The 17,298-nt window shown below is 66.2% G+C and carries 12 protein-coding genes and 1 riboswitch; of the genes, 2 read left to right on the top strand and 10 right to left on the bottom strand.

Annotated elements, in window-relative coordinates:
- Window positions 1-4: 4 nt before the first annotated feature.
- The 5 genes from V473_RS20555 to V473_RS20535 form a co-directional block, all read right to left on the bottom strand.
- Window positions 5-1,945 (bottom strand): TonB-dependent receptor plug domain-containing protein, encoded by a 1,941-nt coding sequence (locus V473_RS20555; RefSeq protein WP_148648478.1) that lies wholly within the window; start codon window positions 1,943-1,945, stop codon window positions 5-7.
- Window positions 1,946-2,093: 148 nt separating this feature from the next.
- Window positions 2,094-2,284, bottom strand: a riboswitch (cobalamin riboswitch).
- 12 nt (window positions 2,285-2,296) lie between these two features.
- A complete protein-coding gene (locus tag V473_RS20550; RefSeq protein ID WP_066609225.1) occupies window positions 2,297-3,604 on the bottom strand; it encodes a cobyrinic acid a,c-diamide synthase CobB in 1,308 nt (435 codons plus the stop codon).
- A gap of 105 nt (window positions 3,605-3,709) precedes the next feature.
- Window positions 3,710-5,317 (bottom strand): GMC family oxidoreductase, encoded by a 1,608-nt coding sequence (locus tag V473_RS20545; protein WP_066609170.1) that lies wholly within the window; start codon window positions 5,315-5,317, stop codon window positions 3,710-3,712.
- Between the two features lie 8 nt (window positions 5,318-5,325).
- The gene (locus V473_RS20540; RefSeq protein WP_244884569.1) at window positions 5,326-7,515 is read right to left on the bottom strand and encodes a PQQ-dependent dehydrogenase, methanol/ethanol family; all 2,190 of its coding nucleotides are present in this window, start codon (window positions 7,513-7,515) and stop codon (window positions 5,326-5,328) included.
- On the bottom strand, window positions 7,512-8,426 hold the full coding sequence (locus V473_RS20535; protein WP_066609169.1) for an NAD(P)H-binding protein: 915 nt from the start codon (window positions 8,424-8,426) through the stop codon (window positions 7,512-7,514). Before V473_RS20535 ends, V473_RS20540 begins: the two co-directional genes overlap by 4 nt.
- Before the next feature lie 110 nt (window positions 8,427-8,536).
- On the opposite strand from V473_RS20535, the gene V473_RS20530 reads away from it, so the two are divergent.
- A complete protein-coding gene (locus V473_RS20530; RefSeq protein WP_066609168.1) occupies window positions 8,537-9,034 on the top strand; it encodes a nuclear transport factor 2 family protein in 498 nt (165 codons plus the stop codon).
- A gap of 130 nt (window positions 9,035-9,164) precedes the next feature.
- On the opposite strand, the gene V473_RS20525 is transcribed toward V473_RS20530, so the two are convergent.
- Genes V473_RS20525 through V473_RS20515 form a run of 3 tightly spaced genes read right to left on the bottom strand, consistent with a single transcriptional unit; the run spans window position 9,165 to window position 11,610 of the window.
- Window positions 9,165-9,674 (bottom strand): hypothetical protein, encoded by a 510-nt coding sequence (locus V473_RS20525; RefSeq protein WP_066609167.1) that lies wholly within the window; start codon window positions 9,672-9,674, stop codon window positions 9,165-9,167.
- Window positions 9,671-10,066: a c-type cytochrome gene (locus V473_RS20520; RefSeq protein WP_244884568.1), complete on the bottom strand. Its 396-nt coding sequence runs from the start codon at window positions 10,064-10,066 to the stop codon at window positions 9,671-9,673. The genes V473_RS20525 and V473_RS20520 overlap by 4 nt, the downstream gene beginning before the upstream one ends.
- On the bottom strand, window positions 10,066-11,610 hold the full coding sequence (locus V473_RS20515; RefSeq protein ID WP_244884567.1) for an FAD-binding oxidoreductase: 1,545 nt from the start codon (window positions 11,608-11,610) through the stop codon (window positions 10,066-10,068). The genes V473_RS20520 and V473_RS20515 overlap by 1 nt, the downstream gene beginning before the upstream one ends.
- A gap of 170 nt (window positions 11,611-11,780) precedes the next feature.
- Here V473_RS20515 and V473_RS20510 point away from each other — a divergent pair, with 170 nt between their 5' ends.
- Window positions 11,781-12,617 (top strand): p-hydroxycinnamoyl CoA hydratase/lyase, encoded by an 837-nt coding sequence (locus V473_RS20510; protein WP_066609164.1) that lies wholly within the window; start codon window positions 11,781-11,783, stop codon window positions 12,615-12,617.
- An 11-nt stretch (window positions 12,618-12,628) separates the two neighbouring features.
- Here the strand turns inward: V473_RS20510 and V473_RS20505 are convergent, their stop codons facing one another.
- Together V473_RS20505 and V473_RS20500 are read right to left on the bottom strand one after the other, a co-directional pair.
- Entirely contained in the window at window positions 12,629-14,041 is a 1,413-nt protein-coding gene (locus V473_RS20505; protein WP_066609163.1) for an efflux transporter outer membrane subunit, read from the bottom strand.
- A gap of 11 nt (window positions 14,042-14,052) precedes the next feature.
- The gene (locus V473_RS20500; protein WP_066609162.1) at window positions 14,053-17,235 is read right to left on the bottom strand and encodes an efflux RND transporter permease subunit; all 3,183 of its coding nucleotides are present in this window, start codon (window positions 17,233-17,235) and stop codon (window positions 14,053-14,055) included.
- Window positions 17,236-17,298 lie beyond the last annotated feature (63 nt).

The following is a 17,298-nucleotide window of genomic DNA, read 5'->3' as shown; positions in this document are numbered from 1 at the left end:
GGGATCAGAACCGCGCCCGCAGGCCAGCATGAATGCTGCGGCCCAATTGACCGTAGCGCCGCGCGGTTTCATAATATTCGTCGAACAGATTTTCGACCCGGCCGAATAGCGTCAGCTTGCCCATGACCGGCATTTCGGCACGCAAATCCACCAGCGTGTAGGCCGCGTTGACCAGTGGCGCGACCGTGGCGCTGGTGCGCGCGGTGTCGAGCGCCTTGCCCGACCAGCGCATTGCCACGGTGGTGCTCAGGCCGAACGCCCAGTCGTACCGCGCTGTCGCATTGGCCGCATGGCGCGGTCGCCGCGCCAGTTGGTTGCCATAGTTCAGGCCCGGCGACCGATCCTCCGCGGACACCCAGCTATAATTGCCGTCGATCGTCAGCCGACCGACATGGGCGACGCCGGCCAGTTCCAGCCCGTGCGCCTCGCTGCGCTGGACATTGGCATAATAGCCAAAGCGCGGCGTTGTCGTGCCCGGCGCATAGCAGAGCGGCGGCCGGTTGGTCGTCGGACAGCCATTATAGGTGATGAGATTGTCGGTGCTGCGATCGAACCAGGTCGCCGACAGGATCAGCGCATGGTCGAACAGATGCTGTTCGATGCCGGCGTCCCAGCCATGGGCCTTTTCGGGGACCAGGGCGGTGTTCCCATAATCGCTGTAGAGCTGGTAGAGCGTCGGCGCCTTGAAGCCCTCGCCATAGCTCGCCCGCAGGATCGTGCGGTCCTTGACCAGCGCCCAGGCCGCGCCCGCGCCGAAGACCGTGTTGCCGCCAAAGGTCGAATGATGATCGTAGCGCACTCCGCCATTGACGGTCAGGCCGGCCAGCGGCTCGACGCTCAGTTGGGCATAGAGGCTGTCGATATCGGCAGACCCGCGGGTCGTGGCGTAGGCAGCCAAACTATCGGAAGGCGAAGCCGTGCGCATCCGCTGCTCCTCGCGCTCCGCGCCGAAGGTCGCGGTCCAGCCCTGCGCGATGGTGAGCACGCCCTGATATTCGTAGCGCTTCGTCTCGCCTCTGGCGGTGAAACTGGTCTGGCGCAGTTTGCGGGCGGGATTGACGTTGTCGCGCAGCGTCTCGCTGCGGCTGAAGGACAGGCGATTGCGCAGCGCGCCGCCGAACAGATCGGCGTTGAGGCCGGCGTAGCCGATCCATTCCTCGACTTCCGAATATTCGGGGCTGTCGGGAATGGCGCCGGCGCTGTCGATATCCGTGCGCCCCTTGGCATAATAGCCGCGCATATCGATCGACACGCCCGGCGCCAGCGCGACGCCCAGACGCCCGTTGAGCGTGCCGTTGGTGTAGCCGTCCTTCTCCTTGGCGCCAAAGCGCGGGCTGATCGCCGAGATGCCCTCCGTCGTGAAGCGGCTGCCCGCGACCTGCCAGTCGATCGCGCCCTGTCGTCCGCCCAGCGCAGCGCGGGCGCTGACGGTATCGCGCGATCCCGCCTCGATATCGAAGCTGCCTTCGATCGGGCGTTCGGCCCGTGCGGTGACGATGTTCACCACGCCACCAATCGCCTGGCTGCCCCAGAGGATCGACTGTGGACCGCGCAATATCTCGATCCGGTCGGTATCGCCGGTCATCAGCGTCGCGAAATTATAGCCGCCGCCGGTCGAGGACGGATCGGCCAACTTCACGCCGTCGATGACCAGCACGGTCTGGTCGGCCTCCGCGCCGCGAATGCGGATCGAGGTCGCCGTGCCATAGCCGCCATTGCGGGTGAAGCTGACGCCCGGCGTGCGGATCAGCAGGTCGGACACCGCCAGCGCCTGTGCGGCGTCGATCGCCGGCTTGTCGATGATGGTGATGCTCGACGCCACCTGTTCAATCGCCTGCGGCTGGCGCAGCGCGGTCACGATCACATCGCCCGCATCATCGGCCCAGGCCGGCGTGGACAGGCCCGCTAGAATGAAAAGGCCGCTCTTTGAAATCCAATGCATCATAATCCCCCAGTCGTTGACAGGACCGGGCGGACGCGACGCGGTGGCGATGCAGGGCGCACGCGCACGACATCGCCACCGTGCGAACCCGCACGGTCAGCTTGTCGTTGCGCGAGGATATCCTCGTTCGACCGGCACACCCTGTCCGGACGAAGAACGACCGCGACAGGCAGGTCTCCTGGCTTGCGGGTCAATGCCGTATTCGAAGCGCCTTCTCGGAATCATCGATTCCAATGGCCTGTGCCTCGATGGCTCGCCGCTCACAGTTGCAGGGGCAGCCGGGGTCTTGAACCCCGTTCCCTTTTGATCCCCTTGCGGGGAACCTGACGCAGATGCGGCCCTAATCGAGTTGGATCAGGCGATCAAGTGGAAGAAGCCGCCGGTCACATGACCCGCGCGGTGCCCGGCCGGGGAAAGCGCCTGCCCCTCCGCATCGGCCATGTCGGCCAGCGGTTCGCCTTCGCTGGCGGTGATGCTGGCATAATGGAATTCATGGCCCAGCAATAGCTGGCCGACAGAGGCGAAGCTGGCGCCCTGCCGCAGCCGCGCGCGGCGATAGCCCAATGTCCTGCGCCGGCGCGCGAAGCTGGTGTCCATCGGCAACAGGCCCGCCATCGGGTGGACGACGCCGTCGCCATCCTCCAGCGTGCGACCCAGCACCATATAGCCGCCACATTCGCCATGCACCGGCCGGCTCCGCGCAAAGGCGCGCAGGCCGTTCAGGAACTGGCCATTGGCCGCGATCCGCGCGGCATGGAGTTCGGGATAGCCGCCGGGCAGCCAGCAGGCGTCGCAGTCGGCGGGCGGCGGCTCGTCCGCCAGCGGAGAAAAGAAGCGCAGCTCCGCACCGGCCGACCGCCACCAATGTACGATATGGGGATAGAAAAAGCTGAAGGCGGCGTCCCTGGCGACGGCGATCCGCTGCCCCGGCGGCCGGATGCCGGGCGGTTGCGCCGGCACGTCTGTCGTAGCGCCGGCCGCCGCCTGGATCGCATCCAGATCGCATTGCGCCGTCACCCGCGCTGCGATCGCGTCGATTCGCCGTTCCAGTTCCTCCGTCTCGCCAGCCTGCACCAGCCCCAGATGGCGGGACGGCATGGCCAGCTCCTCCTCCGTTGCGATGGCGCCCAGCAGCGGCAGGCCGATACGCGCGAACCCATCCTCTATCATGCGGAGATGGCGCGTGCTGGCCACCTTGTTGGCGATCACCCCGGCGATGGCCGGCGCGCCGGGAAAGGTCGCGCAGCCATGCGCCACCGCCGCCGCCGTCTGCGCCGCTGCGCGGGCATCGACGACCAGCAGCATCGGCCAGCCCAACAGCCGCGCCACATCGGCCGACGCGCCCGAACGACCCGGCGACCGTGCGCCGTCATAAAGGCCCATCGCGCCTTCCGCGACGACGAGTTGGACAGTTGTAGCGACGTGCGCCGCCAGCCCCTGCAGCATGGTCGGCGCCATGGCGAAGCCGTCCAGATTGACCGAGGGCCGGCCAGTCGCGGCTTCGTGAAAGGCCGGGTCGATATAGTCGGGTCCGCATTTGGCGCCCTGCACGCTCAGGCCGCGATCGGTGAAGGCGCGTTGCAGGCCGATCGTCACCATCGTCTTGCCCGCGCCCGACGCCGGGGCGCCGATCACCAATCCCGCGCCCAGTCGCGGCGTCACGACGTGCGCCATACCGGCAAGGGGGCGATGGCATCCACGAGGAGGGCGGCGCGATTCGGTGTCATGTCCGCCTTGTGGCAAAGCAGGCCCCGCGCCGCCAGCGCCTCAATGGCGGCGGAGGCGCCTCAGCAGATGATCCGCACCCTTGTCGCCGATCATGATCGCGGTGGCGTTGGTATTGCCAGCGGGAAGGCTGGGCATGACCGAGGCGTCGGCGACCCACAGCCCCTCGACGCCGATGACGGCCAGATCGGCATCGACCACCGCCAACGCATCGTCGCGCATGCCCATCCTGGCCGTGCCGACCGGATGATAGAGCGGGATCGACGCCATCCGCACATAGTCCCGCAACTGATCGGGATCGGTCAGTGCCGCGCCGGGGCGTAGCTCCCCCCTTATATGTGTCGCAATCGGTGTCTCATGCAGGATGCCGCGGGCGATGCCGATGCCCTCGACGATCTGGTCGATATCATCCTCGCTGCCCAGTTGCCGATGCTCGATTTTCGGCGGCGCGAAGGGATCGGCGGAGCGGAGACTGATCCGCCCCCGATGGCTGGGCCGCATCAGCCCGACCAGGGTGGATACGGACGGCGTCTTGCGCAGCATCAACCGGCCCTGTTCATCGAAATCGAATGCGAAGGCGGCGAAGCTGATCTGGAGATTGGGCGCGGGCAATTCCGGCCGGCTCTTCACGAAAGCCTGCGCATGGCCGATCGCAGTTGTCAGCGCGCCACGCCGCGACAGCGCATAGCGCAGCAGCTGCCATGCCCCGCGCAAGCCCCGCGCGTCGCTGTTGAGCGTTCGCGCATCGACTTCGTTGACGACATGGGTGCCGACATGATCCTGAAGGTTGCCACCAACGCCGGGGCGATCGCACACCAATTCTATCCCATGGGCGCGCAGATGATCGGCCGGGCCGATACCGGACAGCATCAGCAGGCGCGGCGTGTTCATCGCGCCCGCGCTCAGCACCACGCCATGACGGGCGCGCAGCGTCTTTTCGACGCCGTCCTGCCAATAGATGATACCGACTGCGCGTCCTGCCTGGATCAGGATGCGCAGCAATTGCGCGTCCAACATTATGGTCGGCGCCTTGCCGCCGCGCCGCTCGTGCAGATAGCCGCGCGCCGCCGAACAGCGCGTGCCGCCTCGCTGCGATACCTGCACATAATCGACGCCCTCGGCATGTTCGCCATTCAGGTCCGCTGATCGGGGGATGCCCGCCGCCTGCGCCGCCGCAATCCACTGGTCGGTGATCGGATAGCGCGCGCGCCCTTCGGACACCGCGATCGGACCGCCGGTGCCGCGCCACTGGTCGGCGCCGCGCTCATTATCCTCCATGCGCCGGAAATAGGGCAGGACCGACTCATAATCCCATCCCGCCGCACCCTGCCGTGCCCATTCGTCATAGTCCCAGCGATGGCCGCGGATGAACATCATGCCATTGAGCGCGCTGCCGCCGCCCAGCATCTTGCCCGCCGGCCAGATGTCGGCCCGGCCACCCAGCGACGGGTCCGGCTCGACCTGATGGCACCAGTCATAAGCCGGATTCTGCACGATCGCGCTGGTCAGCGCCGGGACGCGCGATCGCATATGCCGATCGGTCTTGCCCGCTTCGACCAGGGTGACGGCAAAACCCGCTTCGGCCAGCCGCCCGGTCATCGCGGACCCGGCCGAACCGCCGCCCACAACGATGATGTCGGTGTCTTCCATGGTCGTTCCTAGAAATTGGACATGATGGCGGCGCTGGGCGCGTCAAGCGGCTTGCCCGCCGCCTTCAATTTCAGTTCCCGCTCCCGCAGCGGCCCCTGCTCGGCGATCAGCCAGGCGTGGATGGCGTCTGCATCCTCGACGCTTAGCAAATCGTCCCAGCGCGGCATCCCGCCCGGCAGCAGCAGGCCGTCGCGGACGATCTGGTTGAACATGTCATGCGTGCCAGGCTGCATCCGCCGCAAATCGGGCGCGGTGGAGCGCAACTGGTTGCTGTGGCAAATGGCGCAATTCTGGAAGAACAGTCCCTGCCCCTTGGCGATCATCGCAGGCGTGACGCCAGCCTTTTGCGCGGGCGGCGCAGAGGCGACTTCCGGTGGCGGCAACGCCGTCGGCGGCGGCACCGGGCCGCCATCCAGCTTGAAAACCAGGATGCGGTTGGCGTTGCCGTTGCGATAGGCGGCGGAATAGCGCGGTACATAGCCCCAGCCGCCGCCGCCGAAGCCAGCCGCGACCGCTATATATTGCACGCCCTTCACGCGATAGGTCATGGGCGCGGCCATGATGGACGTGCCGGTATCGATTTCCCTGATCAGCTTGCCAGTGTCGGCGTCGCGGACGACCAGCTTGCCGCCGATCGTGCCATGGACGATCAGGCCCGACTCAGTGGACAGCATCCCCATCCGGTCCTGCCAGCCCTCGGTCGGGACCGCCCAGCGCGCCTTGCCGGTCAGCGGATCGATGGCGCGCAACTCGCTGCTATAGGGCTTGTCCTTCACCCACTGCATTTCGGGCAGCTTTTCAACCTGCTCGCGGATCGCGGGCGGCAGGGTGGGAAGCACCGCCTCCAGTTGCGGCGTGAAGATGAGGGTCGTCTGGACGTTGAGCGCCCTGGGCCGTCGCGCTTCCGCCGGCGTGCCGGGGGGCACGGTGAACATCAGGTTCCCCATGTCCAGCACAGAGGCATAATAGCTTTTGCGCTCCGCATCATAGGCGGCGGGATACCAGTTGCGCGCGCCCGCCGAGGACGGGAAGATGATGCGCGGACCGTTCCAGAAATCGGTGCGGTCCGGCGTCATCTGCGGCACGCCATCCTTGTCGAATCCCTTGGTCCAGTTGGTCCGCACCAGCGGATTGACGCGCAGCGGCTTGCCGGTTTCGCGATCCAGCACGAACAGATAGCCGTTTTTGGGCGAATGGAGGATGACCGGGCGGACCTTGCCGTCCACCTCCATGTCGGTCAGCACCATCGGCTGGGTGGCGGTAAAGTCCCAGCTGTCGCCGGGCGTTTCCTGATAATGCCATTTCACCGCCCCGCTCTTGGCATCCAGCGCGACGATCGAGGAGAGATAGAGGTTCGCGCCGCCCTTGGGCGATCGGGTCGCGATCGAATAGGGGCCGCCATTGCCGACGCCGATATAGACGGTGCCGAACTTGGGATCATAGTTGATCGCGTCCCACACGGTGCCGCCACCGCCAATATCCCAGCGGCTATTGGCGTCCCAGGTCTTGAGCGCGACATCGAGCGCCTTGTCCTCCTGCGGCCCCTTGGCCGGATCATGGGGCACGGTGAAGAAGCGCCAGGCCTGCGTGCCGTCGGCGATACGATAGGCGGTCACATAGCCGCGCACGTCATATTCCGCGCCGGCATTGCCGATGATGACCAGATCGCCTGCCACTTCGGGCGCGCCGGTGCTGGTATAGCCCCGGCTGTGATCGACGACCGTGTCAGTCTTCCAGAGGATCTTGCCGGTCTTCGCGTCGAGCGCGTAGAGCCTCCCGTCAAGCGCGCCGACCATGACCTTGCCATTCGCGAGCGCGACGCCGCGATTGGCCTGGTCGCAGCAGGTGGAGCGGTTCGCCTGCATGTCCACCTCCGGCTCGAAGGTCCAGAGCGGCTGGCCGCTCGCGGCGTCGAGCGCATAGACGCGGCCAAGATTGCCGCTGCTATACATGACGCCGTCGACCACCACGGGCGTCGCTTCCTGCACGCGGTTGGTATTGAGGTCATAGGACCAGGCGAGGCCCAGCCGTCCGGCATTGCCCTTGTCGATGTCGGTCAGGCGCGAATGGTGGCTGCCCCAGACGTCGCCGCCGGTATAGGGCCAGTCGTCGCCCGCGCCGCTGTCGCCACCCGGCCCGCTACCCGCACAACTCGCCAGCGCCAGCAGGCCTGCAATCGCCAATAACGATTTCTTCACAGCGGCCAGCCTTCCTTGTGCGCCAGCATCACATCGCGCAGGCTTTTGGGCTTGCGGCCGGTGATCTTCTCGACCCAGTCGGTCTTTTCCGCAAAATAGCCCTCGCGGATCGACTGGCCGAATGTCACCATGTCGTCGCTCGACCAGGGGATCGGCCCGTCGGGCGCGATATCGGAGGCATGGCGCGGCGCGCCCAGCGCATCGAAATAGGCGAACATCGCGTCGTCATCGACCGGATCGACCACGATCGGCTTGCCGGCGATTTCGCTGGCCATCGCCATCGCCTGCGGAATGGTGATGAGGTCGGGGCCGGTCAGCACATAGGCCTGATTTTCATGACCCGGCTGGGTCAGCACGCCGACCGCGGTCGCCACGCAATCGTCGCGGCTGACGAAGGCCACCGGGCCGTCACCGCAATTGTCGGGCTTGCCGCCCATCATCAGCGCGGGAATGGTCATCGGCCCGGCGATCGCCTCGGCATATTGGCTGTCGCGCAAATGGGTCCAGGCGGCGCCGGAGGCTTCGATGATCTCCTCGGTCGCGCGATGGTCGTTCTTGACGATCGCGGGATTGCCGGGCTGATCGGCGGCAATGATGGAGGTATAGACGATATGCCGCACGCCCGCCGCGACCGCGGCCTCCACCGCATGGCGGTGCTGGCCGACGCGGGTGCCAACGCGCGCGGTGCTGATGAGCAGCATCTTCTCGCCCCCCGCCATCGCGGCGGGCAGGCTCGCGGGATCGTCGAAATCGGCGAAGCGCACGTCCGCACCGCGGGCTGCCAGATCGGCCAGCTTCGCCGGCGTGCGGGTCAGCAATATCGCGTCCTGCGGCGTGATTTTTTCCAGCAGCCATTGCGCCGCCGCGTGGCCGAAGGCGCCCGAAGCGCCTGAAATGATGATCTTCCCCATGCGTCCTCTCGCTTGCATGATCTGTCGTCTTGTTGCAGATAATCGTAACGAATGTTATCATTACGTCAAGCCGAAGAACCAAGGCCGAAGAACCAAGGAGAGTGACTATCATGCCTTCCCTTCCGATCGAGGACAGGATTGCGCTGCAAGACCTGATCGCCGCCTATAGCTGGGCGCTCGATACCGGCGATGTCGACGGGCTGGTCGCCTGCTTCACGCACGATGCGCGCATGGTGGAGGAGGTGTTCGACGATCCCGACATCTGGGAAGGGCATGAGGGAATTCGCGGCATCGCCGAACATTATCGCAATGCGCCGGGCTTTCCGGGTCGCCAGCATCATGTGACGCAGGTTCAATATACGGCTCAGGCGGACGGCAGTTGCAAGATGCGCGGCTTCGCCTTCGTCACCGAATGCGAGGGCGAGCCGCCCTATCTGCTGCGCTTTGCCGGCTGGTATGACGATCATGCGGTGAAGGGCGCGGACGGCCAGTGGCGCTTCCTACGCCGCACCGTGCGATTGTGGGATGGCGAAGTGTTGAAGAATTTCCCCGGTCGGGGGAAGTGGGCGCCCCGCAAGCGGCCGGATTCGCTGATTATCCGGCGGTAATTGACGTACCACACTTCACATGAGAACCGTTCGCCCTGAGCGAAGGCGGAGGGCTCGTCAGAGCGGAGCGAAGACATTTCGCTGCGCTCAATGACCGGCTTCGATTTCGCGCAGCCCGAACGAACTTAGGTCAACGGCGGGCCATCATCCAACTGAGCGCGGGCAGAGCCGGGCTGGCGGGCGCGACGGCGCACTGGCCGATCTTGTCCAGCGCCAGTTCGGCAAAGGCTTCGGGCCATGCCGCATCGGAGAATTGCGCCAGCGCGCCGATAGTGACGCCGTCCGGTGCGCAGTTCGCAGTTATAAGCCCACCCCTGCCATGCCGCACCAGCGCCACGCGGAGATAGCCCGCTTCGGCCGCGATCTCGCCGACCAGCAGTTCGTCACTCCGCCGCGTCACGGCGAAGATCGCCGTCGGGGCGGCCGCCAGCAAATCGCGCATCTGGCGCACCCGGTCGCCCTCCAGCGCCACCGCCTTTCCACCCAGCAGTTGCGCCCGCGCAGCGAAGCGGCGCCCGGCCGCCAATTGGGCATCGTGCAGCAGGAGCGGCAGCGTAGCCGCCTCCGCCCGTCCGCCAGCCAGCGCCGCCGACGCCACGGCCGCGCTCGCGAGAAAGACCCTTCGTGATACGCCGTTCATGGCTTCGCCCCCTTGGCCAGATGCTCGGCGATCTGCCGCAACTCGGCGTCGCTCGCCTCGCCCCGCGGGATGGCGGGCATGTTCCCGATCCCCATGCGGGCGGCCTGCACGACATAGTCGGCGGTCAGGTCGGTACGCTTTTCCAGCAAGGGCTGGTCGGTGCGTCGCGCCAGCAGGCCCGTACCCATGCCGCCCGGCGCATGGCACATGGCGCATTTCGTCAGATAGAGTTGCTCGCCCGGCGTGGCTTGTGGTCGCGACGAGAGCGTTTCGGGCGCGGGCAAAGGCGGCGGCCCCTTGGGCGCCTGTGTCGGCGTTTCGCTCGCCCGGCCGCAAGCCGCGCCCGCCAACATCAATGCAGCGCCCACCAGCGCGATCATCCCCCGGCGCATCAGCCCTGTCCTCCCGACTGGCTGCTGGGCCAGATGCCGCTCTTCCCCGGCGCGATCACGCCCCTGGGATCGAGCGCATCCTTCACCTTGCGGTTGAGCTGCCCCAGCGCGTTCTTGTTGAAATCATAGGTGCCTGCGACCGCGTCCATATAGTCGAGATGGGTCCGATATTCGCCATAGCCTTGGCGCTTGGCGTCAGATATCAGATGTTTGAGAAAGGGATCGACCCGGCCCATCAGGTCCGCATCATCCTTGTTGATCAGCACCGCGTTCACATTGATGAGGTGGCGTTCGCCAAAGGCGAAGCTGGCCTGATAATCCATGCCATATTCCTTGTAGCGGGCGTAGGTGCGCTGAAACTGGGCCTGCGCCGCGGCGCCCGATTGCGGCAGAATCGGCGAGAAGCCGATATGCCCGCCGCGCCCGCCATGCCAGTTGGCGTTCTGCATCGGCATGGTGAGCGGCGTGCCGGTCCATCCGGTCGCCTCCAGCGGTTCGCCCGTCTTCCACACGGTCGGGCGTAGGGACATGGGTTTGAGCTTGCCCAGTTCGTGCTCAAGAATCGCATAGGCCGCCTTGTTGACCGACTCCCGGCCGTAAAGCCGCAGGCTCACCCCCCACCAGCCGACGTTGAATTTCTTGCGAATCGCCGCGATCACATCGTCGGGCAGCGCGCCGGGCTTGTCGGTCCACTGGTCGCGGGTCGTCACCACGGCGGCGGCGCGCAACCAGTTGCCGATGGTGGGCGACTGCTGCAACAGTCCTTCGCGGCGCAGCGGCGCGATCGCGTCGATCAACGGCCCCAAATCCTCCGGCCGGTCGAATTCCAGATCCATGCCCATCAGCGATTCCGGCGCGGGCATCAGCCACAGACCCATTTTGGTGACGATGCCGAAATTGGACTGGACGAACATCTGGTCCCAGCCGGGGCCGAAGCCGAAGCGATAGAGTTGCCAGGTCGGCGCGCCGTTTAGTGCGCCCATGCCGGTGCGCACGACCAGGCCATCGGCCATCACGGCTTCCACGCCGCAGATGCGCGTCGCATGTTCGCCATAGGGGGTATAGCCCATGCCCCGGTCCAGCGCATTGCCGACCACCGATCCCCAGCTGTTGCCGGGCACCGAAAGCCAATGTTTCATGCCCCTCGACTTCAGGAAATCGTAGAGGTCGTAGAAGCCAACGCCCGGCTCCAGCAGCACCGTGCCGTTCGCCTCGTCATAGTCGATCTTTTTCATCCGGCTGAGGTCCAGCACCACAGATCCCGCCAACAACGGCGCGGAACCGCCATAGCCCAGATTTTTGCCCCGGCTGATCGGCCAGAGCGCGATGCCGCGGTCAGCGGCGATGCGGACGATCGCCTGGATTTCCTCGACCGTGGCCGGAGCGACCGCACCGGCGGGGTGGTGGCGCGCGTCGTCGATCGCGAACTTGTCCTGATAGCTGGCCTGATCGACCTCATCGAAAAAGACATGATCCTTGCCGACGATCGCCCCAAAGGCGGCGATGATGGCGGGCGCTATCGCCGCCGCTGTCTTGCCCTTCACATCCATCTCACCTCACTCGCCAGTCATGCCAGCTTATTAATAACGATCGTTATCGTTAAAAGATATGCCAGACGAGTCAAGCGGACTGCCAGAGCCATGTGCAAAAAGCGCTTGCCTATCCTGATCCTCAGATTGTATGCCTATGATACATATTGCGCAGGAGCAGGAAGATGGAAGAGCAGAACGTCGTTTCCGTACATGTCGAAAACCGGATCGCCTGGGTGAATTTCGCGCGGCCGGCCAAGCGCAACGCGATGAGCCCGACGCTCAACCGGCGCATGATGGAAGTGCTGGACGAGCTGGAATTTCGCGACGATGTCGGCGTGCTGGTGCTGGGCGGCGAAGGCACCGCCTGGTCGGCGGGCATGGACCTGAAGGAATATTTCCGCGAAACCGAATCGCAGGGCCTGCGCGGCGTGCGCAAGTCGCAGGCGGAAAGCTATGGCTGGTTCCGCCGCCTGCGCTGGTTTCACAAGCCGACCATCGCCATGGTCAATGGCTGGTGTTTTGGCGGCGGCTTCGGCCCGCTCTTCGCCTGCGACCTCGCCATCTGCGCGGATGAGGCGCAGTTCGGCCTGTCGGAGATCAACTGGGGCATCCTGCCCGGCGGCGGCGTGACCAAGGTGGTGGTCGACCTGCTGCCGATGCGCGACGCCATGTGGCTGACGCTGACCGGCGATCTGATCGACGGCAAGGCCGCGTCCACCATGCGGCTGGTCAATGAGAGCGTCCCGCTGGAGCAGCTCAAGGCGCGCACGACGCAGGTCGCCGAAATGCTGCTGAGCAAGAATCCGGTGGCGCTGAAATTCGCCAAGGATGCCGTCCGCCGCGTGGGCACCATGACCTATGACGAGGCGGAAGATTATCTGGTCCGGATGCAGGAAGCCGCCAACTTCCACGACAAGAGCGAAGGCCGCAAGGAAGGCATCCGGCAGTTCATCGACGAGAAGAGCTACAAGCCGGGTCTGGGCGCCTATGATCTGAGCAAGGCGAAGACCGAGGCCTGAAGCCGGTGGGATCAGGCCGCGGCCTGACCCCATCCCCCGCCCAGCGCCCGGAACAAATCGACCTGCGCGAAGGACAGGGCGCGGGTCGCGGTCGCCAGATCGGCCTCGGCGCTCGCCAGCGTGCGTTGCGCGTCCAGCACGGTCAGGAAATCGATCTGCCCCTCGCGCTGCCGCGCCAGGCTGATCCGGGCGGCGCGCGCCGCTTCGTCCCGCGCCAGACCCAGCGTCCGCGCCCGCTCGATCGCGTGGGCGTAGGCGGACAAGGCGCGTTCGCTTTCCTCCAGCGCCTGTAGCACCGTACCATCGAAGGTCGCCAGCGAGGCCGCGCCGTCGGCCTTCGCCGCGCCGATCCGCGCCCGGATCGCTTCCGTGTTGGGGAAGGCCCAGCTGATGAGCGGTCCCAGCACCCAGTTCAACGGCCCGCCGCCCAGCACATTGCCGCCACCCAGCGCCGTGGTGCCGACCGATCCGCCCAGCGTGATGCGGGGGTAGAGGTCGGCCGTCGCTACGCCGATCCGCGCCGTGTCCGCCGCCAGCCGCCGTTCGGCCGCGCGCACATCCGGCCGCCGCGCCAGCAGCGCCTGGCCGTCGCCGACCGGGATCGGCTGGGCCAGTTGCGGCGTGCGGGTCGCCGCGCGTAGGCTGTCGGGCAATTGCTGCGGCGTCCGCCCGGTCAGCGTCGCCAGCCGGAACAGCGCCGCATCCCGATCCGCGGCCAGCGCCGGGATCGTCGCCTTTTGCTGTTCGCGCAGCGCGGTCACACGGATCACGTCCAGCCGATCAGACCGACCGACGTCGAATCGCGCGCCGGTGATGCGGATCGACTGATCGAGCAGCGCCACCGTTCGCTGCGCCACCGCCAGCCGTTCGGCCGTAGCGGTAACGTCGAGATAGGCGCGCACCGTGTCGGCGATCACCGCGACGCGGACGCCGTCGGCATCGGCCTGCACCGCCGCCAGATCGCCGCGCGCCGCTTCGACGCCGCGCTTCACCCGGCCGAACAGATCGACTTCATAGGAGACGTCGAGCCCGCCATCGAGCACCCAATTTTCCCGGTCTATGCCCGGCAGCGACTGCGCCGCCGACGTCCGGTTATAGGTGCCGGACGCGCCGAGGCTGGTCTGCGGCAGACGATCCGACTTCGCGCCGCGCAGCGACGCTCGCGCCCGCTCGATCCGCGCCACCGCAACGCGGATGTCGGTGTTGGCGGCCAGCGCGTCCCCGACGAGCGTGTCGAGCAGCGGATCGCCATAGAGCGTCCACCAGCGATCCTGCACGGCGGCCGTGCTGACCGCCGCGCCGGTCGCGCCGATGAAGGGCGCGGCCGCCGTTGTCGGGGTAGCGGGCGGCCGATAGTCCGGCCCGGCGGCGCAGGCGGTGAGCGCACTCGCGCCGAGCAGGAGAGCGATGAAGGTCCGGGTCATATCTCTGTTCCTCATTCGGCCGGCTGCAAGGCAGCGTCGGCCTCTGGACGCCGGCGGCGGGCGAAACGATCGCCCAGCGCGCGGCACACGACATAGAAGGTGGGGGTGAAGAGCAGGCCGAAGGCGGTCACACCGGCCATGCCGAAGAACACCGCCGTCCCCAGCGCCTGCCGCAGCTCGGCGCCCGCGCCGGTCGCGATCACCAGCGGCACCGCGCCGAGGATGAAGGCGAAGCTGGTCATCAGGATCGGGCGCAAGCGGGTCTGCGCCGCCTGTACCGCGGCCTCCACCGGCGACAGTCCCTGTTCCTCCTCCGCCTGCTTGGCGAATTCCACCACAAGAATGGCGTTCTTGGCGGCAAGGGCGATCAACACGACCAGGCCGATCTGCGTCAGGATATTATTGTCCATGCCCCGCAGATTGATGCCCAGCATCGCGGCGAACAGGCACATCGGCACGATCAGGATGATCGCCAGCGGCAAGGTCAGGCTTTCATATTGCGCCGCCAGCACCAGAAAGACGAAGAAGACGGCCATGCCGAAGACGATGCCGGCGGTGTTGCCCGCGCTCTTCTGCTGATAGGCGATGCCGGTCCATTCGCTGGCATAGCCTTCGGGCAGCGCCGCGCTCATCTTGTCGATGGTCGTGAGCGACTGGCCGGACGAATAGCCGGGCGCCGTGTCGCCATCGACCTCCACCGCGGGCATCAGATTATAGCGCACCACGCGATAGGGGCCGGTCTTGTCGCGGAAGGTGGCGACGGACCCGATCGGCACCATGCCCCCGGCGTTCGACCGAGTCTTGAGGTTGGCGATATCCGCCACGGTGCCGCGATGCTGCGCATCCGCCTGCGCGGTGACGCGATAGGTGCGGCCGAGCAGGTTGAAGTCGTTGACGAAAGCGGACCCCAGATAGACCTGCATCGCTTCGAACACGCGCTCCGGCGGGACGCCGAGCAGGTCGGCCTTGGCGCGGTCGACATCGGCGTAGATGCGCGGAGTGCTGACGTCGAACAGCGTGTAGATCATCGACAGGCCGGGGGTCTGGTTCGCCTTGGCGATGAAGTCCTGCGCGACCTTGTTCAGTTCGGCATAGCCACGATCCTGCCGGTCCTCCAGCATGATGCGATAGCCGCCGGCCGATCCGATGCCCTGGATGACGGGCGGCGGCACCAGCAGGATGCGCGCCTTGTCATAGCCGGCCATCGCCTTGTTCGCCTGCTCCATGATCCCGGCATAGGTGACGCCCTCCGCCTTGCGTTCGGCAAAGCTCTTGAAGGGGAAGTAGATCGCCGCCGAATTGGGCGCCGCGGTCTGCGACGGGCCATGGAAGCCAGCGAACATCACCGCGCCGCGCAGCCCCTTGATCGGCAGGATCTTGTCCGCGACCTCGCGCGTCACCTTGTCCGTGCGTTGGAGCGACGCGCCCGAAGGCAGTTGCACCACGGCCAGGAAATAGCCCTGGTCCTGCGACGGGATGAAGCCTGCGGGCGTCACCCAGAACAGGCCCGCCGTCGCCACGATCAGCCCGGCATAGGTCGCCAGCATCTTTTTGGGGCGCGCCACCAGCCAGCGGGTGAGGCGCGCATAGCGCTCGCTCATCCGGTCGAAACCAGTGTTGAAGCCATCCACCACCACGCCCAGCTTCTGCCGCCAGAGCGGGTCGTTGCTGCGGTCGCGCGGGCCATGTTTGGCATGCAGCAGCAAAGCGGCTGCGGCGGGCGACAGGGTGAGCGAGAGGATCAGCGAGATGATCGTCGCGGTCGAGATGGTGACCGCGAACTGCTGGTAAAAAGCGCCGGAAATGCCGGTGATGAAGAGCGTCGGCACGAACACGGCGCACAGCACCAGCACGATCGCCACCAGCGCGCCCGACACTTCGTCCATCGACGTGCGCGCGGCCTCCAGCGGCGTCATGCCCCGACCGATATTGCGCTCGACATTTTCGACCACGACGATCGCGTCATCGACGACGATGCCGATCGCCAGCACCAGCCCGAACAGCGACAGGTTGTTGAGCGAATAGCCCAGGCCCGCCAATATGGCCGCCGTACCGATCAGCGACACCGGGATGGCGATGATCGGGATGATTGCCGCGCGCCAGTTCTGTAGAAAGACGAGGATGACCAGCACCACCAGCAGCACGGCTTCGATCAGCGTGTGATAGACCGCGTCGATCGACTGGCTGATGAATTCGGTCGGGTTGTAGATGACGCTATATTCCAGCCCCTTGGGGAAGCGCTGGGACAGCTGGTCCATTTCCGCCTTCACATGTTCCGCCGCGTCGAGCGCGTTGGAGCCGGGACGCTGCATCACCGCGATGACAACGGTGGGCTTACCCGACAGATAGGTGTTGATCGCATAATCCTGCGCGCCCAGTTCGACGCGGGCAACGTCGCGGACGCGGACCTGGCGGCCATTGGCGTCGCTGCGGATCACGATATTGGAAAACTGGTCGGGGGAGGTCAGGCGGCCCTGCATCTCGACGCCGAGCTGGAAGGCTTCACCACGGTCATAGGGCGGCTGACCGATCGCACCGGCCGACACCTGGACATTCTGCGCGCGCAGCGCCGACACGATCTCGCCCGCCGTCAGGTCCATCGCGGCGGCGCGGCCGGGATCGATCCAGACGCGCATCGCATAGTCGCGCGACCCGAACAGTTGCACATCGCCGACGCCGTCGAGGCGGGCCAGCCGGTCGCGCACCTGCGTCAGCGCATAGTTGGACAGGTAATTGCGGTCGAACGTGCCGTCGGGCGACTGGAGATTGACCACCATCAGGAATTCGGGCGTCGTCTTGCGCGTCACCACACCCAGCCGCTGCACCTCTTCGGGCAGGCGGGGCACGGCGACGGCGACGCGGTTCTGGACCAGCACCTGCGCGGCGTCGAGGTCGGTGCCGATCTTGAAGGTGACGGTGATCGTCACCTTGCCATCGCCGGTCGACTGGCTGCTCTGATAGAGCATATCATCGACGCCGTTGATTTCCTGCTCGATCGGCGCGGCCACGGTCGACGCGACCGTTTCGGCGGATGCGCCGGGATATTGGGCGGAAACCGTGACCGTAGGGGGCACGATGTCGGGATATTGGCTGACCGGCAGGCCGATAAAGGCCAGCGCACCAATGACGGTGATGACCACCGCGATAACAGCGGCGAAGATCGGCCGGTCGATGAAAAAGCGCGAGAAACGCATCGGGCAAGTCCTTTGCGAAAAGCAAAAGGGAGGCCGCACGATCCAACGGGTCGGATCGTGGGC

Origin of the sequence: Sphingobium cupriresistens LL01 (genome assembly GCF_001046645.1) — a bacterium.
GTDB classification, from domain to species: domain Bacteria; phylum Pseudomonadota; class Alphaproteobacteria; order Sphingomonadales; family Sphingomonadaceae; genus Sphingobium; species Sphingobium cupriresistens.
The sequence above is the reverse complement of the archived record's forward strand: the minus strand, read 5'-3'. Positions and strand labels throughout refer to the sequence as shown.

Bases quoted from the DNA above. Each gene is read 5' to 3' on its own strand.
- V473_RS20545 (WP_066609170.1), bottom strand. From the start codon at position 5,317: ATGGAAGACACCGACATCATCGTTGTGGGCGGCGGTTCGGCCGGGTCC.
- V473_RS20530 (WP_066609168.1), top strand. From the start codon at position 8,537: ATGCCTTCCCTTCCGATCGAGGACAGGATTGCGCTGCAAGACCTGATC.
- V473_RS20535 (WP_066609169.1), bottom strand. From the start codon at position 8,426: ATGGGGAAGATCATCATTTCAGGCGCTTCGGGCGCCTTCGGCCACGCG.
- V473_RS20510 (WP_066609164.1), top strand. From the start codon at position 11,781: ATGGAAGAGCAGAACGTCGTTTCCGTACATGTCGAAAACCGGATCGCC.
- V473_RS20525 (WP_066609167.1), bottom strand. From the start codon at position 9,674: ATGAACGGCGTATCACGAAGGGTCTTTCTCGCGAGCGCGGCCGTGGCG.
- V473_RS20555 (WP_148648478.1), bottom strand. From the start codon at position 1,945: ATGATGCATTGGATTTCAAAGAGCGGCCTTTTCATTCTAGCGGGCCTG.
- V473_RS20500 (WP_066609162.1), bottom strand. From the start codon at position 17,235: ATGCGTTTCTCGCGCTTTTTCATCGACCGGCCGATCTTCGCCGCTGTT.
- V473_RS20520 (WP_244884568.1), bottom strand. From the start codon at position 10,066: ATGCGCCGGGGGATGATCGCGCTGGTGGGCGCTGCATTGATGTTGGCG.
- V473_RS20505 (WP_066609163.1), bottom strand. From the start codon at position 14,041: ATGACCCGGACCTTCATCGCTCTCCTGCTCGGCGCGAGTGCGCTCACC.